General features: G+C 64.2%; 18 protein-coding genes and 1 other annotated feature. Of the genes, 2 read left to right on the top strand and 16 right to left on the bottom strand.

All coding sequences use genetic code 11. The annotated features are described in order from the left end of the window. Positions 1-69: 69 nt before the first annotated feature. The 13 genes from I2C21_RS14505 to I2C21_RS14445 all read right to left on the bottom strand — a co-directional run bounded on the left by I2C21_RS14505 (position 70) and on the right by I2C21_RS14445 (position 14,734). Positions 70-2,124, bottom strand: a complete 2,055-nt coding sequence (locus I2C21_RS14505) for an ASKHA domain-containing protein (protein WP_195279601.1) — start codon at positions 2,122-2,124, stop codon at positions 70-72. Further along, positions 2,118-3,074: a tRNA dihydrouridine synthase gene (locus tag I2C21_RS14500; protein ID WP_195279600.1), complete on the bottom strand. Its 957-nt coding sequence runs from the start codon at positions 3,072-3,074 to the stop codon at positions 2,118-2,120. Before I2C21_RS14500 ends, I2C21_RS14505 begins: the two co-directional genes overlap by 7 nt. A 127-nt stretch (positions 3,075-3,201) precedes the next feature. Next, a complete protein-coding gene (locus I2C21_RS14495; protein ID WP_195279599.1) occupies positions 3,202-4,200 on the bottom strand; it encodes a siderophore ABC transporter substrate-binding protein in 999 nt (332 codons plus the stop codon). Between the two features lie 38 nt (positions 4,201-4,238). Then, positions 4,239-4,991 (bottom strand): iron ABC transporter ATP-binding protein, encoded by a 753-nt coding sequence (locus I2C21_RS14490; protein ID WP_101691864.1) that lies wholly within the window; start codon positions 4,989-4,991, stop codon positions 4,239-4,241. Between the two features lie 4 nt (positions 4,992-4,995). Next, positions 4,996-5,973, bottom strand: coding sequence for an iron chelate uptake ABC transporter family permease subunit (locus I2C21_RS14485; protein ID WP_186963386.1), 978 nt, complete (start codon positions 5,971-5,973; stop codon positions 4,996-4,998). Further along, entirely contained in the window at positions 5,973-7,070 is a 1,098-nt protein-coding gene (locus I2C21_RS14480) for an ABC transporter permease (RefSeq protein WP_353654823.1), read from the bottom strand. The genes I2C21_RS14485 and I2C21_RS14480 overlap by 1 nt, the downstream gene beginning before the upstream one ends. 187 nt (positions 7,071-7,257) lie before the next feature. Then, positions 7,258-8,298 (bottom strand): transglutaminase domain-containing protein, encoded by a 1,041-nt coding sequence (locus tag I2C21_RS14475; protein WP_195279598.1) that lies wholly within the window; start codon positions 8,296-8,298, stop codon positions 7,258-7,260. 1 nt (position 8,299) lies between these two features. Next, positions 8,300-9,025 (bottom strand): phosphatase, encoded by a 726-nt coding sequence (locus I2C21_RS14470; RefSeq protein ID WP_101691867.1) that lies wholly within the window; start codon positions 9,023-9,025, stop codon positions 8,300-8,302. A gap of 130 nt (positions 9,026-9,155) precedes the next feature. Then, entirely contained in the window at positions 9,156-10,844 is a 1,689-nt protein-coding gene (gene leuA, locus I2C21_RS14465) for a 2-isopropylmalate synthase (protein WP_101691868.1), read from the bottom strand. A 65-nt stretch (positions 10,845-10,909) separates the two neighbouring features. Continuing rightward, positions 10,910-11,144: a binding site (T-box leader), on the bottom strand. Positions 11,145-11,189: 45 nt separating this feature from the next. Further along, on the bottom strand, positions 11,190-11,621 hold the full coding sequence (locus tag I2C21_RS14460) for a hypothetical protein (RefSeq protein WP_101691869.1): 432 nt from the start codon (positions 11,619-11,621) through the stop codon (positions 11,190-11,192). 96 nt (positions 11,622-11,717) lie between these two features. Next, positions 11,718-13,205 carry a glycerol kinase GlpK gene (glpK, locus tag I2C21_RS14455; protein WP_195279597.1) on the bottom strand — a complete coding sequence of 496 codons (1,488 nt, stop codon included), beginning with the start codon at positions 13,203-13,205 and terminating at the stop codon, positions 11,718-11,720. A 70-nt stretch (positions 13,206-13,275) separates the two neighbouring features. Then, positions 13,276-13,695, bottom strand: coding sequence for a NusG domain II-containing protein (locus I2C21_RS14450; RefSeq protein ID WP_195279596.1), 420 nt, complete (start codon positions 13,693-13,695; stop codon positions 13,276-13,278). After that, on the bottom strand, positions 13,664-14,734 hold the full coding sequence (locus I2C21_RS14445) for an FAD:protein FMN transferase (protein WP_195279595.1): 1,071 nt from the start codon (positions 14,732-14,734) through the stop codon (positions 13,664-13,666). Before I2C21_RS14445 ends, I2C21_RS14450 begins: the two co-directional genes overlap by 32 nt. 191 nt (positions 14,735-14,925) lie before the next feature. Between I2C21_RS14445 and I2C21_RS14440 the strand changes: the two genes are divergently transcribed. Then, positions 14,926-15,696 (top strand): hypothetical protein, encoded by a 771-nt coding sequence (locus I2C21_RS14440; protein WP_193537270.1) that lies wholly within the window; start codon positions 14,926-14,928, stop codon positions 15,694-15,696. A gap of 63 nt (positions 15,697-15,759) precedes the next feature. Here the strand turns inward: I2C21_RS14440 and I2C21_RS14435 are convergent, their stop codons facing one another. Further along, positions 15,760-17,553: a Na/Pi cotransporter family protein gene (locus I2C21_RS14435; protein ID WP_252192539.1), complete on the bottom strand. Its 1,794-nt coding sequence runs from the start codon at positions 17,551-17,553 to the stop codon at positions 15,760-15,762. A 252-nt stretch (positions 17,554-17,805) separates the two neighbouring features. Between I2C21_RS14435 and sigK the strand changes: the two genes are divergently transcribed. Then, complete coding sequence (sigK, locus tag I2C21_RS14430) at positions 17,806-18,513, top strand: RNA polymerase sporulation sigma factor SigK (RefSeq protein ID WP_195279594.1); 708 nt, start codon at positions 17,806-17,808, stop codon at positions 18,511-18,513. Between the two features lie 103 nt (positions 18,514-18,616). On the opposite strand, the gene I2C21_RS14425 is transcribed toward sigK, so the two are convergent. Both I2C21_RS14425 and pdxR read right to left on the bottom strand, forming a co-directional pair. After that, positions 18,617-18,943 (bottom strand): hypothetical protein, encoded by a 327-nt coding sequence (locus I2C21_RS14425; RefSeq protein ID WP_145996825.1) that lies wholly within the window; start codon positions 18,941-18,943, stop codon positions 18,617-18,619. Positions 18,944-18,995: 52 nt separating this feature from the next. Further along, complete coding sequence (gene pdxR, locus I2C21_RS14420) at positions 18,996-20,453, bottom strand: MocR-like pyridoxine biosynthesis transcription factor PdxR (RefSeq protein ID WP_195279593.1); 1,458 nt, start codon at positions 20,451-20,453, stop codon at positions 18,996-18,998. Between the last annotated feature and the right edge of the window lie 30 nt (positions 20,454-20,483).

Genomic DNA, 20,483 nt, shown 5'->3' with positions numbered 1-20,483 from the left:
AAATATCAATATTGAATAAAAATTTTTTATTTTATATTAAAAAACGTTGCACATTTACCAGAGGTAAGCCTAACCTTCCGGGAAAGCCATCTCTTCCATGTAACAGGTGGAGAAGCCGGGGTGCTGGGCCAGCTCCAGATACTCTGTCCCGGAGGCCAGGGAGGCGCACCGGGCATACTCCGCCCAGCTGAGGGCGGCCAGACAGGCCCCCTCTCCCGCGGCGTTGCCCACGGGGCGGATCTTTTCCAGCAGCTGGGGCGGGATGAGGCCGATGCGGCAGGCGCTCTCCGGGCGCATGAAGTTGCCGAAGGCCCCGGCGATGAGTACCGTCTGGATGTCCTCCAGCTCGGCGCCGTAGGCCTGGGCCAGCAGATGGATGCCGGCGGCAATGGCCCCCTTGGCCAGCTGGAGCTCCCGGATGTCCTTCTGAGTGAGGACCACCGGATCCCCGCCCGGCTCCGGGGCCGGAGCCAGGAGAACAGCGGAGGCCCCGTCCACCTCGGTGAGGCAGGCGGCCAAACGGGGATCGGAGAGCTCCTCGGGCTCCAGCAGGCAGCCCGACTCGTCCAGGACCCCGCCGTCCAGCAGGGCGGCCACGGCGTCCAGCAGGCCGGAGCCGCAGATGCCCCGGGCCGCGCCCTCTCCGATGACATGACAGACCAGGCGTCCGTCCTCCAGATGGACGTGGTCGATGGCCCCCTCGGCGCCCCGCATGCCGCAGCGGATCTTGGCCCCCTCAAAGGCGGGACCGGCCGCCGTGGAGCAGGTGATCCGCCGTTCCCGGTTGCCCAGTACCAGCTCGCCGTTGGTGCCGATGTCCAGGAGCAGAGTGAGCTCCTCCCGGCGGACAAAATCCCCGGCGAGGAGGCAGGCGGCGGTGTCCGCCCCCACGAAGCCCGCCAGGTTGGGGAGCATGGCCACCTGTCCGGCGGGGTGGACGGGGAGATTCCACCCGGCGGCCGGGAGGAGAAGGGGCTCCCGCAGGACGGGCAGGTAGGGGGCCAGGCCCAGGGAGGCGGGGGAGAGGCCCAGGGCCAAATGGTGCATACAGGTGTTTCCGGCCAGGACGGTGAGGACGATCTCCTCCGCCGGGCGGCCGGCCCGGGCGGCCATCTCCGCGGTCATACAGGAGAGGGTCTGGAGCAGGGCCTCCCGCAGGGGAGCGGGGCCCAGCTCCCGGGCCGCGTCGATGCGGGCGATCACGTCGGCGCCGAAGGAGGCCTGGGGATTGCGGTCGCTGCCCACCGCCAGCGTCTCCCCGGTCACACCGTCCAGCAGGTAGCCGGCCAGGGTGGTGGTGCCCAGGTCAAAGGCCAGCAACAGGGGGGCGGGGGGATCGGCGCGCAGCGCCAAAAGGGTCTCCCCGGACAGAAGGGCCCAGACCTGGGTGGCCTCCTCCGCCAGATACCGGGCCAGCTCCCCCAGCACCGCGGGGGAGGGAACGGCGGGGGTGATCCCAAAGGCGGTATGGAGGGCCTGGGAGAAGCCCTCCCACAGGCTGCGGCTGCGGCGGCAGTCCGCAAGGGAGACCGGATACCAGCGGACCAGGGGGTCGGCTGCGATGCGCCGCCCGGCTCCGTCGGTGAGGATGTGCAGCCCTCCGGATTCCTGGGGCAGGCGGACTTCCAGATCCTCGGTGACCGGGGTCTGACAGGCCAGGACCGAGACCCATTCGGTGCCCCGGCGGAGCTCCACACGGCACTTGCCGCAGGTTCCATTTCCGCCGCAGGGGCTGTCCAGCCAGAGACCGGCCGCACGGCAGGCCTCCATCAGCGTGCTTCCCAGGGGGACGGAGCAGCGCACATCCGCCGGGAAAAAGCGTACCTGTTTTTCTTCCATGGTATGCATACCCTCCAATTCATTCCGATTCGTCTGAATGAGATCCCATTTTTGGCTCCGGCTGAGCCGCTTGAGGGCGGCCTCCCGCCGGAGGGCCTGGGAGCGGCTGGCACAGCGCTCCCGATAGACCAGAAGGACGGGGCGGCGGCCCCGGGTATATTTGGCGCCCCGGCCCGTATTATGGGCGCGCAGGCGGCGGGGGATGTCGTCGGTCATGCCGGTGTACAGTGTCCCGTCGGCACAGAGAAGGATGTAGACCCACCAGCTCTTTTCCGCGCCTACCATCCCGGCACGGTCTCCGGCCGGAGGGGGAGCTCGGTGAAGATGCGCTCCACAGCGGCCTCAAAATCCCGGGGATCGGAGGCCTTCCGGAGCTGTTTTCCATAGCGCTCGGCCCCCTCGAAGCGGTGGATCAGATAGAACCAGAGCTCCTTCATGCGCAGCATGGCGTTGCGGCGGCTGTCAAAGGCCTGGGCATAGGCCTCGTAGAGGGCGTCGTGGAAGGTGCGCAGGGTCGCGCGCTCCAGAGGCTTGCCGCCCTGGAGCACCGAGATGAGGGCGGGGTCGGCCATCAGGCCACGGCCGATCATCACGGCCTCCAGCCCGGGGAAGGAGTTGGTCAGAGCCGAGAGGTCCCCCGGACGGATCAGATCCCCGTTATAGCAGACCGGATTGCGGCTTTGTGCCAGGATGGGGGCCAGATATTCCCCACGGACGGGGTGGCGGTACATATCCTTCTGCACCCGGAGATGGACGGTGAGCTCGTACACCGGATAGCGGTTGTAGCACTCCAGAATGGGCCAGAACTCCTCAGGGTCCCGGATGCCCAGCCGGGTCTTGATGGAGACCGGTCCCTGCGCCCCGGCAAAGATTTCTGCCAGAAAGGCGTCCAGCTCCTCGGGAAAGGCCAGAAAGCCCGAACCCTTCCCCTTGGCGGTGACGGTGCCCGAGGGACAGCCCAGGTTGAGGTTGACCTCCGGATAGCCCATCTCAAAAAGACGGTTGGCGGCCCAGAGAAAGTCCTCCGCCCGGCGGGTCAGAAGCTGGGGCACCACGGGCAGGCCCTCATTATATTCCGGCAGGATCTCCCGTTTCTCCCGCTTGGTAAAGACATGGTCGTGGCTGGGGGAGAGAAAGGGGGTGTAGTACTTGTCCGCGCCGGGAAAATAGCGGTGGTGGATGCGGCGGAAGATCGTGCCCGTCAATCCCTCCAGCGGCGCTACATAATATCGCATGGGGTCCTCCTGTATAAATGGATATTTTTATATTATAACATATACGAGAGTCATTTTTCCAGTTGAAAATGAAACTCCGGCCCGGCGCATTGTGCGGCCGGGCCGGAGCGTATGGGGAGGGGGAAAATTACGCGGCGGTCTGCGCGGGCAGGAGGGACTCCAGGTCCTGAAGCATCCAGTCCAGCGCGGTGATGCCGCCCTCGGCGGTGTACCACACGGCGGGATGGGCCAGGTAGACGATGTGGCCGTCCTGATAGGCCTGGGTGCCCATGACCAGCTCGTTCTCCACAATGTCCTGGGCCAGCTTGGCGCCCTCGGCGGCGATGGCGGCGTCCTTGTCCAGGACGAAGAGATACTCCGGATTCTGCTGGAGCACGAACTCAAAGGAGGCCTCATTGCCGTGGGTGGAGGTGGCGGCGGCCTCGTCTACGCCGACGTTGGTGAAGCCCACCTCCCGGCCGATGAGGGAGCAGCGGCCGTCGTCTCCCAGCACGTTGAAGCTGCCGCTGGTGCACATGCCGATGATGGCGGTCTTTCCGGCGGCGAACTCGGACAGGGTCTGGATGCGCGCCTCAAAGCCGGACAGGAGCTCCTCGGCCCGCGCCTCCAGACCGAAGAGGGAGGCGACGGTGGAGGCGTTGCGGCGCACGCTCTCCACCACGCCCAGCTGGGTGTCGGTGGACAGGTAGACCACAGGGGCGATCTCACTCAGAGCCTGGTAGCTGCTGGCCAGACGGCCGCCGATGAAGATGAGGTCGGGCTCACAGGCCATGACCGCCTCCAGATCGGCCACCTTGATGGTGCCCAGAGGGGCCACGGAGTCGCTGTTGATGTAGGACTGGAGGTATTCCAGGGTGGTGTCGGCGCTGCCCACCACCCGGTCGCCCACGCCCAGGGCGTCCAGAATGTCCAGGGAGGCCATGTCCAGCACGGCCAGGCGCTGGGGATCGTAGGGGACCTCCAGCTCCACGGTCTCCTTGTCGCCGTTCAGGGTCTGGATGGTCACGGTGGAGGGCTCGCCCTCGGGCTGGGCGGAGGGCGTGGAGGTGGGGGCGGCGGCGGTGCCGCAGGCGGTGAGGCCCAGGTCGAGGAGAAGGGTGAGGGCGAGGGTAGGAAGAATCTTCATGGGATATACGCTCCTTTGCAGTGTTTCAATATGGGAATTTAGTAGTAGATGGACAGGGGACGCCCCTCCACCTCCATGATCTCAAATTGGACCCGGTAGATGTCGGAGAGGGTCTCCTTGGTCATGACCTCGGCGACGGTGCCGAACTTGGCGATCCTGCCGTCCTTGAAGGCGCAGATGTAGTCGGAGTAGAAGGCGGCATAGTTGATCTCGTGGAGCACGAGGATCACGGTCTTGCCCAGCTCGTCGCACAGGCGGCGGACGATCTTCATGAGGTTGGTGGCGTGGTAGATGTCCAGGTTGTTGGTGGGCTCGTCCAGGAGGATGTACTCGGTGTCTTGGGCGATCACCATGGCGATATAGGCCCGCTGGCGCTGGCCGCCTGAGAGCTCGTCGATGAAGCGGTCCTGGAACTCCTCCAGCTCCATGTAGGCGATGGCCCGGTCCACGATGGCCTGGTCCTCCCCGGTGAGGCGGCTGCCCGAGTAGGGGAAGCGGCCGAAGGAGACCAGCTCCCGCACGGTGAGCTTCATCTGTACGTTGTTGCTCTGGGTCAGGATGGCCAGGTGCTTGGCCAGCTCCTTGTTTTTCCAGCTGGTGATGTCCCGGCCGCCCAGCTCCACCAGGCCGCTGTCCCGGGCGATGAGGCGGGAGAGCATATTGAGCACGGTGGATTTTCCCGCGCCGTTGGGGCCGATGAGGGAGATGACCGCCCCCTTGGGCAGGGAGAAGCTGATGGAATCCACCACGGTCTTCTCCCCGTATCGCTTGGTCAGTTCTTTGATCAACATGGTTTCAGACCCTCCTGTCGGTCAGCAGAAGATAGAGGAAGTACACGCCGCCCCCCACGGTGATGAACACGCTGACGGGGATGGCGTAGGTGTAGACATGCTCCACCAGGAGCTGTCCCCCCACCAGCACCGCCGTGCCCAGAAGGGCGGCACCCAGGATCAGGTGGGCATGGCGGTAGGTCTTGAGAAGCTGGCGGGAGAGGTTGGCGATGATGAGGCCCAGGAAGGAGATGGGGCCCACCAGGGCGGTGGCCACGGCGATGGAGAGGGTCACGCCCAGCAGCAGCCGCCGGACGCATTTGTCATAGTCCACCCCCAGGTTGATGGCCTGGTCCTTTCCCAGGGTGAGCACATCCAGCAGGGCAAGCTCCCGGCGCAGGACCAGGACCAGCAGGGCCAGCAGAAGCACCGAGAAGGCCAGAATGCTCCCGTTGATGTTGCTGAAGCTGGCCACCAGGGTGGTGAGGAGGCTGTCGTACTCATTGGGGTCCATCACACGGGTGAGGGTGGTCTGGATGCTGGAGAAGAAGGAGCTGAGCACGGTGCCGATGAGCAGGACATAGAGAATGTTGTGGTTGGTCTTCTGGAAGAGCACGCTGTAGATCAGAGTGGCCACCACCCCCATGATGAGCAGGTCTGCGGCAAAGGACAGGTTGGCATTCCGGGCCAGCAGGCTGCCCGAACCGGCAAAAAAGACCACCGCGGTGTGGATGAGGGTATACAGGGCGTTCATGCCCAGCAGGCAGGGGGTGACGATGGTATTCTGGATGATGGACTGAAAGACGATGGAGGCTCCGCCGATGGCAAAGGCGGTGACCACCATGGCCGCCAGCTTGGGGAGGCGGAGCTTCATGGCGTACTGGAAGAGACGGGTGTGCTCCAGGGAGACCTCCACCAGCAGGTAGGCCAGGGCCGCCAGGGCGGCCAGGCCGGCCAGCAGGACCAGCTTGCGCACATTGGCGCGGTAGGCGGCGGTGTGCATCAGCCCTCACCTCCTTCCGGGAGGGGAGAGCAGCATCCGCTGCCGGGATTCCCGCCCAGGCGGATGGCCTTCTGCCCGTGGCGCAGGCGGTAGAAGAGCAGAAGCACAAAGAGGAGGCTGCCCAGGATACCCGAGATCAGCTCGATGGGGAGCTCATAGGGGAAGAGGACCACCCGTCCGATGAGGTCGCAGACCAGCACGAAGAGGGCGCCGAACAGGGCGGTGTCCACCAGGGTGCCCTGGATCTTGTCCCCCTTGAACATGGCCACCACGTTGGGGACGATGAGACCGATGTAGGAGATGGACCCCACGACCACCACCACGCTGGCCGTGATGAGGGCGGACAGGGTCAGCCCCAGAAAGAGCACCAGGCGGTAGGGGACTCCCAGGTTGTGGGACATGTCCCGGCCCATTCCAACGATGTTGAAGTGGTTGGCGAAGAGAAAGGCCAGGGCCACCAGGGGGAGGGTCAGGTAGACCAGCTCATACCTCCCCCGGAGCACCAGGGAGAAGTGCCCCACCAGCCAGGAGGAGAGGGCCTGGGTCAGCTCATACTGGTAGGCCAGATAGCTGGTGACGCCGCCGATGATGTTGCCGAACATGATGCCCACCAGCGGGACCATGACCACGTCCTTGAACTGGACCCGCTGGATGAACCACACGAAGATCCAGGTGCCCAGGGTGGCGGTGCAGAAGGCGAAGAGGGCCCGGCTCCAGAGGGTGGAGTTGGGCAGGAAGAGCAGGGCCAGCAGGATGCCGAACTGGGCGGAAGAGATGGTGGCCCCGGTGGTGGGGGAGACAAACTTGTTCCGGCAGAGATTCTGCATGATGAGTCCCGCCACGCTCATCCCCACGCCGGTGCACAGGATGGCCATGAGCCGGGGAAGGCGGGAGATGAGAAAGAGCTGGAGATGCTCCAGGTCGCCCCGCAGCAGGGCGGCGGCGTCCAGGTCGATGACCCCCACGAAGAGGGACACGACGGAGAGCAGCGCCAGGGCGAGGGCCAGAAAAAGGGTGATGTGCTTTGCTTTGATGGTACATTCCTCCTGATGGTTAGCGATAGCTAACGGCTGGGCATGAAAAAGCACGGTATCCACCGGACAGAAGGCCGGGTGGGTATCGTGCCATCACGAAACGGTTAGTAGATGCTAACTAATGGCGTAAAAAAGAATGGGTAGGGAAGAAATTCCTCCTCTGCTCATTTCTGCGCCATTATAGCATAGCCAAATCCCAGATGCAAGTGTTATTTTTTGGAATAGAACGCAGGGGGGAGGTCCCCCCGCGTTACGCCTCAGAAGGCTCGGACGCGGCAAGGGCCTCCCCCTCGTTGGCCTCCTCGGTGGTACAGGTCTGCTCGGGGGGCTGGTCGGGAAAGGTGATGTGGAGCACGGCCTGGGGCCAGTTGACCCGGACCTGGACATAGCGGCTCCGGGCCCGGGCGGCCTCCTCCAGCGGGGGGAGGAGCTCCTCCAGCACGCTCCGGGTGAGTGCCCCGCCCCGCCAGTGGAAGAGGAGGGGCTGCTTCTTGCGCAGGGCCTGCTCCCCCCGCCGGACCACCTCCTCCACGCGGGTGAAGGAGCGCTTCTGCACCCGGTAGTAGAAGGCGTCCCCGTCGGTGCAGGCGGGCGCGGGGTAGACCAGGGGCTGGTGGTCCCGGAAGATGCGCCGGTCATCCAGATTGAAATAGTCGTAGCGGATGGGCCCCTCCCCGCTCAGGGTGCGGTCAAAGGTGGCGTCCAGGTGGTAATAGCTTCCCCCCAGACGCAGGATGTTCCAGGCGTGGCGGTAGCGGATTCCCTGCTCGGGGGCAGCGTGGGAGACTACCACGATGCACCAGAGCCCCAGGGCGTCGCACAGGGCCTTGACCGACTTGGCCATCCCCTCGCACACCCCCACCCCCTGGCCCAGAGGGCCCAGGATCTCGTGGGAATAGGGCTTTTTCAGCTTGTCATAGCGCACGTTCTGGCAGATGAAGTCGTGGACATAGCGCTCCTTCTCCCAGTCGGTCATGGACTGGGCCGGACGGGCCAGCTTGGTCACCCGGGCGGACAGGGCCCGCTGGTGCTCCCGGATCTTCCCCTTGTCAAAGAGGTACTGGGGAATGAACTCCACACTGGCGGCCTGTGGGTGCACCCGGTAGGAAAAGCCGGTGACATAGAAGAGCTCCGGGCGGTCCAGCCGCAGGCGGAAGAGGACCTCACTGAGCTCCTTCCCCTCCATCCGGGGGACCGGAAAGGAGGGACTCAGGTCGGTGAGCCCCTCCTGGATGGCGTGGTAGACGCTCTGGCCGTACTTGTCCAGCTGGCGGAAATAATAGGCTTCCATCTCAGCGGGCGCGGCGGGCCTTCAGGAAGGCGAGGAAAGCGGCGCTGTCCCGGTTCATGACCAGCTCCTCGGGGAAGTCCAGCTCCTGGAAGAGGGCGTCGGCGTACTGGTGGTTGCCCACGTAGGAGACAAAGTGGGCGTCGCTCCCCACCACCACGGGGACCCCCTGCTTTTTGCACTCCCGGAGCATCTCGGCGCAGTGGAGCGGGCCGTTGACCCGGAAGCCGCCGGGGGTGAGGGAGCTGTTGTTGACCTCCAGCAGCACCCCCGCGTCGGCGGCGGCGCGGACCAGGGTGGGATAGTCCAGGGGATAGCGGCCGTCGTCGGGATGGCCGATGATGTTCACATAGGGGTTCTTCATGGCCTGCAAGAGGCCGTTGGTATAGCCCTCGGCGGTGCCGCCGGTGGGGATGCACTTGGTGTGCAGGCTGACGATGGCCATATCGGTGCGGCGCAGGAGGGGCTCGTCCAGGTCCACGGTGCCCTCGGTGTCCAGCAGATTGAGCTCCACGCCCATCCGGATCTGCACGCCGAAGAGCTCCCGGTCGATGACCCCCAGATTGGCAAAGTAGTCCCGGCAGGTGGTGCCCTCCATGGCGGGGGCGTGGTCGGTGATGCACAGCAGCTCCAGCCCCCGGTCGGCGGCGGCGCGGGCCATCTCCAGCACGGTGCAGTAGGCATGTCCGCTGGCGATGGTATGAGTATGGCTGTCCAGGAGATATTTCATGGTGATTCGCCTCATTCATGGTTCAGATTTCAATGATTACGATTAACAGAATACCCGAATCCCATACAAAAAGCAAGCCAGGCACCGGGCGAGTGCCCGATGCCTGGCGAATTTCGTCGGAAGAGACAAATCAGTCCCGGTGAAGGGCCGCCCGGTTGATGGCCGAGAGGATGCCCTTGAGGGGAGCCAGGTTGATGTTGTGGCTCATGCCCACGCCGAACCAGTCCGCTCCGTTCTCGTCCCGGAGGTGGATATAGGCCACGGCCTGGGAGTCAGAGCCCTGCTTGATGGCGTGCTCCTTGTAGTCCACGAAGGTGAAGTGGTCCATCTTCTGGCCGTGGATGGCGTTGAAGAAGGCGTCGATGGGGCCGTTGCCCGAGCCCTGGACCTGGAAGGTGGTGTCGGCATGGCGGAGGGTGCCGGCGAAGGTGACGTGGGAGTGGCCCTCCTCGTCGGTGAACTCGGCGAAGGAGTGGCGCACCAGCTCATAGGGCTTGACGGCGTCGATGTAGTTCTCCCGGAAGAGCTCATAGATGCGCTCGGGCTTGAGCTCGGTGCCCACCCGGTCGGTCTCCACCTGGACGATGTGGCCGAACTCCGGGTGCATGGCCTTGGGCAGGTCGAAGCCGAAGGAGTGCTGCATGACGAAGGCCGCGCCGCCCTTGCCCGACTGGGAGTTGATGCGGATGATGGGCTCGTACTCCCGGCCCACGTCGGCCGGGTCGATGGGGAGATAGGGGATCTCCCACTTGCCGCTGCCGCTGTCGCGCATGTACTGGGTGCCCTTGTTGATGGCGTCCTGGTGGGAGCCGGAGAAGGCGGTAAAGACCAGCTCGCCGGCGTAGGGCTGCCGCTCGCCCACCTTCATCTTGGTGCAGCGCTCGTACATCTCCTTGATGCGGTTGATGTGGGAGAAGTCCAGCTCCGGGTCCACGCCTTGGGTGTGCATGTTGAGGGCCAGGGTGACGATGTCCACGTTGCCGGTGCGCTCGCCGTTGCCGAAGAGGGTGGCCTCGATGCGCTCGGCCCCGGCCAGCAGGCCCATCTCGGCGGTGGCCACGCCGCAGCCCCGGTCGTTGTGGGGATGGAGGGAGATGATGGCGCAGTCCCGGCTGGGCAGCTTGGAGATAAAGTACTCCAGCTCGTCGGCAAAGTAGTTGGGCATGCAGTTTTCCACCGTGGTGGGGAGATTGAGGATGACCCGCTTCTCCGGGGTGGCATGGAGCTCCTCCAGCACGGCCTGGCAGATCTCCACCGCGTAGTCCATCTCGGTGCCCATGAAGGACTCAGGGGAGTACTCATACCGCAGGTCCATGCCCTCGGCGATGACGCTCTGGGAGAGCTCGTAGATGAGCTTGGCCGCGTCGGTGGCGATCTTGGTGATGCCGGGCATATCCATGTGGAAGACCACCTTGCGCTGGAGGGTGGAGGTGGAATTATAGAAGTGCAGGATCACGTGCTTGGCGCCCCGGATGGCCTCAAAGGTCCGCTGGATCAGATGGGGCCGGGCCTGGACCAGCACCTGGATGGTCACGTCGTCGGGGATGTGGCCGCCCTCGATGAGCTCCCGGCAGATCTCAAACTCGGTCTCCGAGGCGGAGGGGAAGCCGATCTCGATCTCCTTGATGCCGATGTCCAGCAGGGTGTGGAAATACTCCAGCTTTTCCTGGAGATTCATGGGGTCCACCAGGGCCTGATTGCCGTCCCGCAGGTCCACAGAGCACCAGATGGGGGCCTTGGTGATCTGCTTGTCGGGCCAGGAGCGGTGCTCCATCTTGAGGGGGACAAAGGGAATATACTTCTCAAACGACTTGCTCATGATGCATACCTCCGAACTTGAGCGATTGGTCAGAAGACAAAACAAAAAGCCCCTGACCGGTTAAGGTCAGGGGCGTCATTTCATACGCGGTACCACCCTGGTTCCGTCCGCCGTCACCGGCGGACGCTCACGGCCTCCAACAAGGCCACGGCCGCTAACGGGGCCAGCCGTCCCGCCCTACTGAGGTTCAGGCGGACCGCTCGGGGACCAGAATACACAGGCCCTGCACGTACCGGTTCACACCAGCCACCGGCTCTCTGAACGGAGGAAACCTGTCTTTTTTCCCTTCATCGCTTTGCCACATTATAGCGTGGACGTGTCGGTTTGTCAACCCCGGGACGTTCCTCACTCCCGGTCGGTGTTCTCGGAGAGCAGGCGGCGGATGGTCTCCTCCGGATAGGAGAGGAGGCGGCCGTAGTCCCGGGCGATGCGGCTGCGGTTGCCGCCGAAATAGGCGCCGGCCTCCACCGTGGCGGCCTTGCGGTCCTTGAGCCGGATGTACTCTTCGATCACATGATCGGCCTTGTAGAAGAGGATATTGTACTTCCCGCGGTTGAGGGAGGCGGGAAAGAGATCGGTGATGAGGGGATCGCACTCGGGATAGAGCTTGGTGCCGTGCCGGCGGCAGCTCTCGTGGGCATAGGCGATGAGGGCCTCCATCTCCTCCCGGGTATCCATGGGGTGGCTCAGGGCCAGGGCCTTGACCTCGGCTGCCACCATCTCGTTGAAGGCGTCCACCACGCCGCACTGATAGGAAAAGGAATCACGTTGTTCCATGATTAGGGCCTCCTGTCTGACATACGAGTCTATTGTACTGCGTTTGACCGGGCCCTGCAAGAGAAAAAGGAAGAAACAGGAACGGGAGCGGGAGAATCAGTGCTCGGCCCAGTCCAGGCTGCGGCCCACTGCCTTGTGCCAGCCCCGGAGGAGCTCCTCCCGGCGGGGTGCGGGGAGGGCGGGGGAGAAGCGGGCGTCCTCCTTCCACAGGGCGCGGATTTCCTCCCGGTCTTTCCACATGCCCACGGCCAGTCCGGCCAGGCAGGCCGCACCCAGCGCGGTGGTCTCCCGGATGACAGGGCGCAGGACGGGTCGGTCCAGTATGTCGGCCTGGAACTGAAGGAGGAAGGCGTCCCGGCTGGCCCCGCCGTCGGCCCGCAGAGCCGAGAGGGGAAGGCCGGTGTCCTTCTCCATGGCCGCCACCAGGTCGGCCACCTGATAGGCGATGGACTCCTGGGCGGCCCGGATGATGTGCTCCCGCCGGGTGCCCCGGGTGAGGCCCACCAGACAACCCCGGGCGTACATGTCCCAGTAGGGGGCGCCCAGACCGGTGAAGGCGGGGACCAGATAGACGCCCCCGGTGTCGGGGACTTTCTGGGCATAGTACTCGGCATCCCGGCTCTCGGTGAGCAGGCGCAGCTCGTCCCGCAGCCACTGGATGACGGCGCCGCCCACAAAGACCGACCCCTCCAGGGCGTACTGGACCGCGCCGTCCAGGCCCACGGCGATGGTGGTGATGAGGCCGTTGCTGCTCTCACAGGGGGTCTCGCCGGTGTTCATGAGGAGGAAGCAGCCGGTGCCGTAGGTGTTTTTCGCCTCACCCGGGGAGAAGCAGCCCTGGCCGAAGAGGGCGGCCTGCTGATCCCCGGCGATCCCGGCGATGGGCACCCTTACCCCCTGGAGGTCGGTATAGCCGTAGATGGCGCTGGAGTCCCGCACCTCCGGAAGGATGGAGCGGGGGATGTCCAGGGCCTGGAGGAGGGGCTCATCCCAGCACAGGCGGCGGATGTCATAGAGCATGGTGCGGGAGGCGTTGGTGTAGTCGGTGACGTGGACGGCGCCGCCGGTGAGCTTCCAGAGCAGCCAGGTGTCCACCGTGCCGAAGAGGAGGCGGCCCTGGTCGGCCAGAGCCCGGGCCCCCTCCACATGGTCCAGTAGCCACTTGATCTTGGTGGCCGAGAAGTAGGCGTCGGGGACCAGTCCGGTGGTCCGCCGGATGTGCTCCCCCAGGCCCTGCTCCAGCAGGGCGTCCACCATGGGGGCGGTGCGGCGGCACTGCCAGACGATGGCGTTGTGGATGGGGCGTCCGGTCTCCTTGTCCCAGAGGATGGTGGTCTCCCGCTGGTTGGTGATGCCGATGGCGGCGATGTCGGCCGGGTCCACGCCGGACTGGGCCAGCACCTCCATCATGACGCTGTACTGGGAGGACCAGATCTCCATGGCGTCGTGCTCCACCCAGCCCTCCCGGGGATAGTGCTGGGTGAACTCCTTCTGGGCGGTGCCCACGATGCGCTGCTCCCGGTCAAAGAGGATGGCGCGGGAGCTGGTAGTGCCCTGATCCAGGGCCAGCAGATAGGTCGGCATAAGATTCCCTCCTGAGTGCATATGGTTGTGCGTGGGGCGGCGGGGAAAAATGGCGCGTTGATGGAACTTTTTACCCAACGATCACGTCAAAGTCTTTTGACTGCGTATCTTGTTCTCCTACCAGGGAGATAATGAGCTTGTTGGGAAGACAGATGATCTGCTCTCCGGCCTCGTCGATCCAGCCGGTGTGGACACAGTCCTGGCTGGGACAGTCGCTGTGGGAGATGCGGACCCGGCGGCCGTCCAGTTCCAGCGTGAGGGGCCAGGGGGCGTCCACGTCCACATAGACGGGGGCGTCGGCCTCCTCCAGAGGATAGGAGCCGATCAGGGTGCCGTCCAGCCGGACCTCCACCGTCAGCTCCCCGGCCGGGGCGGGACGGAGCAGCCAGAGCAGCGCCAGCGCAGCGCACAGGACCAGCAGGACCACCAGAGCGTCCCCCGGAGCGGGGCGGAGGCGGTCAGCGGCGGACGATCTCGCAGGTGTAGCCATGGGAGTCCTCCTTATTGTACAGGAACTGGTCCTCCAGTCCCTGGGTGATCAGGATGCGTCCGTCCTCCAGGCAGAGCACGCACTCAAAGGAGTCGTCCGCCCGCCAGAGCTCCAGCGCCTGCTCCGGCCCGGCCACGAACAGAGCGGTGGAGAGGGCGTCGGCCCGGGCGCCGTTGTCGGAGACCACCGTGACCGAGAGGATGCCGGTCTGGGCGGGATAGCCGGTCCGGGGGTCCAGAATGTGGTGGTAGGTGACGCCGTTCTCCTCAAAGTGCTGCTCATAGGCCCCCGAGGTGGACAGGGCCTGGTCGGACAGGGAGAGGAGCAGGATCTGCTGCTCCTCGTCCTGGGGGTCCTTGAGGGCCACCCGCCAGGGCTGGCCCGAGGGATTGTTCCCCACCAGGGTGATGGTGCTGGAGCCCAGATTCAGCAGGGCGGAGGAGACGTCGTACTCCCCCAGCAGCTCCACCAGCCGGTCGGCGGTATACCCCTTGGCGATGCCGCCCAGATCCACCTCCATGCCGGAGCGGTCCAGCCGGGCGGTGTTCCCGGCGGTATCCACGTGGAGAGCGGCGCTGTCCACCAGGGGCAGGAGGGCTTCCAGCTCCCCTTCCGAGGGGAGGCGGTACTGCCCGGCGTCCCCGGTGCCGAAGCCCCAGGCGTCGATCACCGGAGCCACGGTCACGTCAAAGGCGCCGGCGGTGGCCGACGTCTCCTCCAGCGCCAGGGAGAGCAGCTCCGTGGTCTCGGGGGAGAGGGGGACGTCGGTTCCGTCCCCGGCGTGGGCGTTGAGGCGGGCGATGTCGCTCTCGGACTGACTGCGGGAGAAGAGCCGGTCCAGCCGGTTGACCTCCTCCACCGCGGCGGAGAGGGCGTCCTCGGCCTCCTCACCGGTGATCTGGAGGGTCATTAGGGTGTTCATGGCAAAAAATTGCCGCTGGGCCGGCTCTGCGGCGGAGGTCTCTCCGCCGGGGAGGGCGCAGGAGGAGAGCAGGAGCGCGGAGAGCAGGAAAAAGGTGGGGATGGCACGACTTGACATAAAAAATAAACTCCTATGGGATAGATTCTGGAAAACAGAAGAAGAGAACCGGCTCTATTTTAGCACAGAAAAACAGGATGGGTAAAGAGCGCACTTGGGAATCCGGGGGTTTTTCTTGTTGCAAAAGGGGCTGTAATCTGCTAAAATATACGAATGCGAGACGAATGCTGCATAGCACAGGAGATGAATACATGGATAAGAGAGAACGAGCGGAGCGGGCCAAGCAGGAGGAAGCGGCCATGAACCGGGTCCTCATCTGGATCGGCGGTTCGGTCGTGCTGGAGGCTCTGCTTTTGCTCCTCAATCGCTATTATGTCAATTATCAGGTAAAAGATATCGAGATCGCCATGGCGCTGCGGAACGTGTTCAGCGTGCTGGCGGTGGTCCTTCCGGTCTGTTTCCTGGGCTGTCTGGCCTGGTGGGTGACTTCCTGGAAGAAGGGGTCCCGTCGGGTGATGCCCCAGGTGCTGACCACCATAGCCGGAGTTCTGGCGGCCTGCGCCCTGATCGTGCATTTTTATGACAAGACCGGCGTTAAGGCACTGTATGTGGGCGTGCCCTGTCTGGCGGTGCTGGCCCTGATCTACTACCTCTATCAGCGGGAATTTTTCGTCATGTCCCTGATGAGCGGTGCCGGGCTGCTGGGCCTGTGGTTGCTCAACCGCCGTCTGGCCCATCCGATGGAGGTCTACGGGTATCTGGCGGTGGAGATCCTCTTCCTGGTAGCCGTGGCGGTCACGTCTCATCTGCTTCAGGAGCGTAACGGCGTGTTCCAGCGGGGTGACAAGCGCATGGTGCTCCTGCCCAAGGACGCCAACTACACCATGCTTTACGCCACCTGCCTGGTGGTGGCCCTCATCCAGGTGATCGGCCTGGTGATGGGGCCGATGATGCTCCTGTACGGGGTGCTCATCGTGTGGCTCCTGGCCATGGCGGTCTACTACACCGTAAAGCTGATGTAAAATCGAATATGTATGAAAAGAGCCGGGATCGATTGCGATCCCGGCTCTTTTTGTCTGGTTGACTCAGCGCGAGGTGAGGGGCGCGGCCTCCAGGGGCGCGTAGTATTTCTGGCGGTACTCCTGGAACATGGCGTCAAACTCCTGGTCCTCACCGTGGTGCAGGGCGTGCATATAGGCGTGGGAGTCGGTCCGGATGAGCGCGTCGGCGGGGGAGGTCTCCCGGACGATGTAGAGGGCGATGTTGGAGCAGTGGTCGGAGATGCGCTCCAGGCTGATGAGCAGCTCCAGGAACTGGCTGCCCAGCTCCACGGTGCACTCGCCGTTTTTCAGGCGCTCGATGTGGCGGCTGCGCAGCTCGTCCCGCAGGAGGTCCACCACCTCCTCGATGGGCTCCACCTCCATGGCCAGATCGTGGGAGCGCTTGGTGTAGCACTCCAGCGCGCGGACGATGGTCTCCTCCACCGCGGAGGTCATGAGGCGCAGCTCCTGCTTGGCCGAGGGCGAAAAGACGATCCCCCGGTCGTGGAGCAGGACGGCGCAGTCGGAGAGGTTGACCGCATAGTCGCCGATGCGCTCAAAATCGGACAGGGTGTGGAGCAGCTCCGAGACCTTGGCGCTGTCCTCCGGAGAGAGGGAGGAGCGGTCGCTCAGGCGGACCAGGTAGTTGTCCAGCAGGCCCTCCAGCTTGTCCAGAGCGGCCTCGGTCTCCTGGAGACGCTCCAGCTTTTTGGAGTCAAAATGGTTGAGGAGCTCCACCGACAAGCGGTAGTTTTCCAGGGCGAAATGGCCCATCTGCACCACGGTGTCGTGGGACTTTTCCAGGGCCAGGGAGGGAGTGGAGAGGAAGCGCTCATCCAGCACGGAGACCTCCTTCTGGTCGGTATCGCCGGGGATGAGCCGCTCCACCAGGGTGACCAGCAGGCCGTTGAAGGGCAGGAGGAGGAGGGTACAGCCCACATTGAAGGCCAGGTGGAGGTTGGCGATGCTGCCCCGGTCCATCTGGGCGGTCCAGAAGGAGAAGTGGAACAGGGCGTTGCAACCGTACAGCAGGATGAGGAAGAAGAGGGTGCCGATCACATTGAAGAGCAGGTGGATGCAGGCGGTGCGCTTAGCGTTTTTGCTGGCGCCGATGCCGGAGAGCAGGGCGGTGACGCAGGTGCCGATGTTCTGTCCCATGATGAGGGGGATGGCGATGTGAAAGGTCACCACACCGGTGGAGGTCATGGCCTGCAAAATGCCCATGGAGGCGGAGGAGCTCTGGATCAGGGCGGTGACCAGCGCGCCCACCAGGACGCCCAGGAAGGGATTGGAGAAGGCCACGAAGAGCTCCCGGAATTCCGGCAGGTCCTGAAGGGGAGCCACCGCGCCCTCCAGGGTTTTCATTCCAATAAAGAGGAGACCCAGACCCAGAATGATCTGCCCGATGATCTTTTTCCGTCCGCCCCGGAGGAACATGTAGAAGAGAATGCCGATCACCGCCAGGATGGGACCCAGGGTGGCCGGCTTCAGCAGGAGCAGGAGGGGCTGATCAGAGGAGAGATCACCCAGACGGAGCAGCTGGGCGGTGACCGTGGTGCCGATATTCGCGCCCATGATGATGCCCACAGTCTGCCGGAGCTTCATGATGCCGGCGTTGACGAAGCCCACGCACATGACGGTGGTGGCGGCCGAGCTCTGGATGAGTCCGGTGACCAGCGCCCCCAGAAGAACGCCCTTCCAGACGTTGCTGGTCAGACGCTCCAGAATGGACTCCAAACGTCCGCTGGACAGTTTTTCCAGACCGTCGGTCATCGTGGACATTCCGAACAGGAATGTGGCAATGGCGCCCAGCATGGTAATGATGTCTGTGATCCCCATTTGCGGTGGCCCCCTCAATTCTCCAAATCAAAACAAAATTCAGCGTGTCTTTTTTTATTATATACGTCTTTTTGCACAGCGTAAATGCCCGGAGGGGGGTGGGAAGAAAAAATTTCTGTTTCGAATAAAAGGGAAAGAGATATTTTGTCAAAATTAGTTCTTGCATATCAGGGCGATACATAGGGACTTGCACCGGGGGAATAGGATGGGATGGAGCCCATACGCATTGTGACGGAAAGGGAGGAATGAAGCATGATCCCGGCATGGATTGCCCTGATACTCAACGGGCTGTTTCTCACGCTTCGGCTTTCGGGAGGAGAGGGAGGGTCCTTTCCCAGACCCCTGAAGACGGAGGAGGAGCAGGAATGTCTGGAGCGGATGGCGGCGGGAGATCTGGAGGCCCGCAACCGGCTGATCGAGCACAACCTGCGCCTGGTGGCCCACATCGTGAAAAAGTACTATACCCCCAACGGGGATCAGGACGACCTGATCTCCATCGGAACGATCGGACTCATCAAGGGCATCACCACCTTCAAGCTGGACAAGAAGGTGCGCCTTGCCACCTATGCCAGCCGATGCATTGAAAATGAGATCCTGATGTATTTTCGCTCCCAGCGCAAGCTGCAGGGGGAGGTCTCCCTGTCGGACACGCTGGATGGGGACGGCGACAGCAATTCCCTCTCCATTTTGGACACCATCCGGGTGGATGACAATATGCTGGAGGAGCTGGACACCCGGGATGCCTGCGCAAAGGTCCGCGCCTGCGTGGAGCAGTGCCTGGACGAGCGGGAGGCAATGGTCATCCGGATGCGCTATGGGCTGGCCCGCAGCCACCCCCTGACCCAGCGGGAGGTGGCCGCGCAGTGCGGCATCAGCCGCTCCTATGTATCCCGCATCGAAAAGAAGGCCCTCAAAAAGCTGGAGGCCGCCATGGAGAGCGGGAAGGGCGGCGTATCATAAATAATAGGAGCGCCGCAGGGAGGAATCCCTGCGGCGCTCTCTCTTTGATATGGGGTAAGTATGCCGTCCGTGAGGACGGCATATCGGTGGATCAAGACCAGGATCAGTCACAGCAGCTTCGGATTTCCTCTGCCAGCTCCCATCCGCAGCTGCGGGCCGCCTCGGCCAGGGCCCACCCACAGCTGCGGGCTTCCTCGGCCTGGGCGCATCCGCTGCCACAGAGGAACGAGGGGACCGACACCCAGTAGGAAGAGGCGCAGCCGGAGCCGGAGCTGCGGTTCCAGCCGGAGCAGGAGGCCGAGCTGGTGGAGCTGGAGCAGCCGCAGCCATTGGAACGGGCGGAGCCGCCGCCGCAGGAGCAGCCACAGCAGCCCGAACAGCAGGAGCAGCGGGAACAGGAACGAAGCGCGTTGTTTCGATAGCAGCACATAACGAGATTCCCCCATATCAGAGTACGGCGGAAAGGACCCGCCTGCACCATACTATGGGAGGGAGGGCGAAGAGGTGCGGCGTCCGGAGGGGCTGCCGGGAGAAAAGAAGGGCTGCCAGGCCGCGGCCAGCCGCTCCATGGCGGGGACCATGTCGGCGGGGTCCAGCCGTCCATAGCCCAGGACCAGGACGGGGCCGGGTGTATCCGGGGGCGTGATGGAGTAGGCACTGAGCGGGGAGACCCCCACCCCGGCCTCCGCCGCGGCCTCTACCAGAGCTCCCTCCGGAACGGGGGAGGACACCCGAAAGAGTAGGTGGAGACCAGCCTCCATGCCGGAGAAGGAGCCCCACGCCAGGAGCCCGGCTCCCTTCGCCGCCGCCAGCAGGGCATCCCGGCGCTGGCAGTAGATGGTCCGCATGCGGCGGATGTGGCGCTCGAAGTGGCCCCGCTCCAGAAAACGGGCCAGGGTGTACTGTTCAAAGGAGGGGACCGTGGAGGAGTAGAGCCGGAATTCCTCCCGATAGCGCCGGATCAGATGGGGCGGAAGGACCATATATCCGATGCGGAGAGAGGGGGCCAGGCTCTTGGCAAAGGTGTTGAGGTAGATGACCCGCTCATTCTTGTCCAGGCTCTGGAGAGCGGGGACGGGGCGGCCGTCAAAGCGGAACTCGCTGTCGTAGTCGTCCTCGATGATATACCGGTCGGGCTGCTCTCCGGCCCAGCGGAGGAGGGCCTCCCGCCGGGGCATGGACATAACGGTACCCAGGGGAAAGTGGTGGGAGGGGGTGACGTGGACCACCCGGGCGCCCGACCAGCGCAGGGCGTCGGTGCGCAGCCCCTCCCGGTCCAGCGGAATGGGGCAGACCAGGGCGCCGGTGTGGGAGAGGATGCGCTGGACCTTCCGGTAGCCGGGGTCCTCCACCGCCCATCCTCCGCCCCGGCCCAGGAGCTGGAAGAGCAGGGTGGTGAGATATTCCGCGCCGGCCCCCACCACGATCTGGTCCGGGTGGACGTCGATGCCCCGGAAGTCGTGGAGGTAGCGCACGATGGCCGCGCGCAGCGCCGGCACGCCCTGGGGGTGGGGGGAGGAGAGAAGGGCGCTGTCCTCCTCGCTGAGGACCTCCCGCATCAGACGGGCCCAGGTGGAGAAAGGGAAGTGCTCCGTGTCCACGGCGTTGGTGGAAAAGTCATAGGGAAGAGGGGACACCTCCGCAGGCTCGGGTGGGGCGGGCGCAGAGGGAGCGGCCGGGGAAAGGGGACGCTCGGTCTCCTGGGACTGGACAAAGAAGCCCCGCTTGGCCTGGGTGTACACGTAGCCCTCGGCCAGCAGCTGTTCATAGGCGTTTTCCACCGTGATGACCCCCACCTTCAGGTGGGCGGCCAGGGCGCGCTTGGAGGGGAGGCGCTCCCCGGGGCGGAGAGCGCCCCCTTCGATCTCCCGGCGGATATGGCGGTAGATCTGTTCATACAGGGGCTGAGAAGCATTTGGGTCCAGGACAGGTGTGAGCATGGCATTACCTCCCGATCCGGCGGCCGGAGC

The sequence above is a fragment of the Clostridium sp. J1101437_171009_A5 genome, assembly GCF_015547905.1.
GTDB lineage: Bacteria > Bacillota > Clostridia > Oscillospirales > Oscillospiraceae > Pseudoflavonifractor_A > Pseudoflavonifractor_A gallinarum.
Note: the sequence above shows the minus strand (reverse complement) of the source record. Positions and strands in the feature narration are given on the sequence as shown.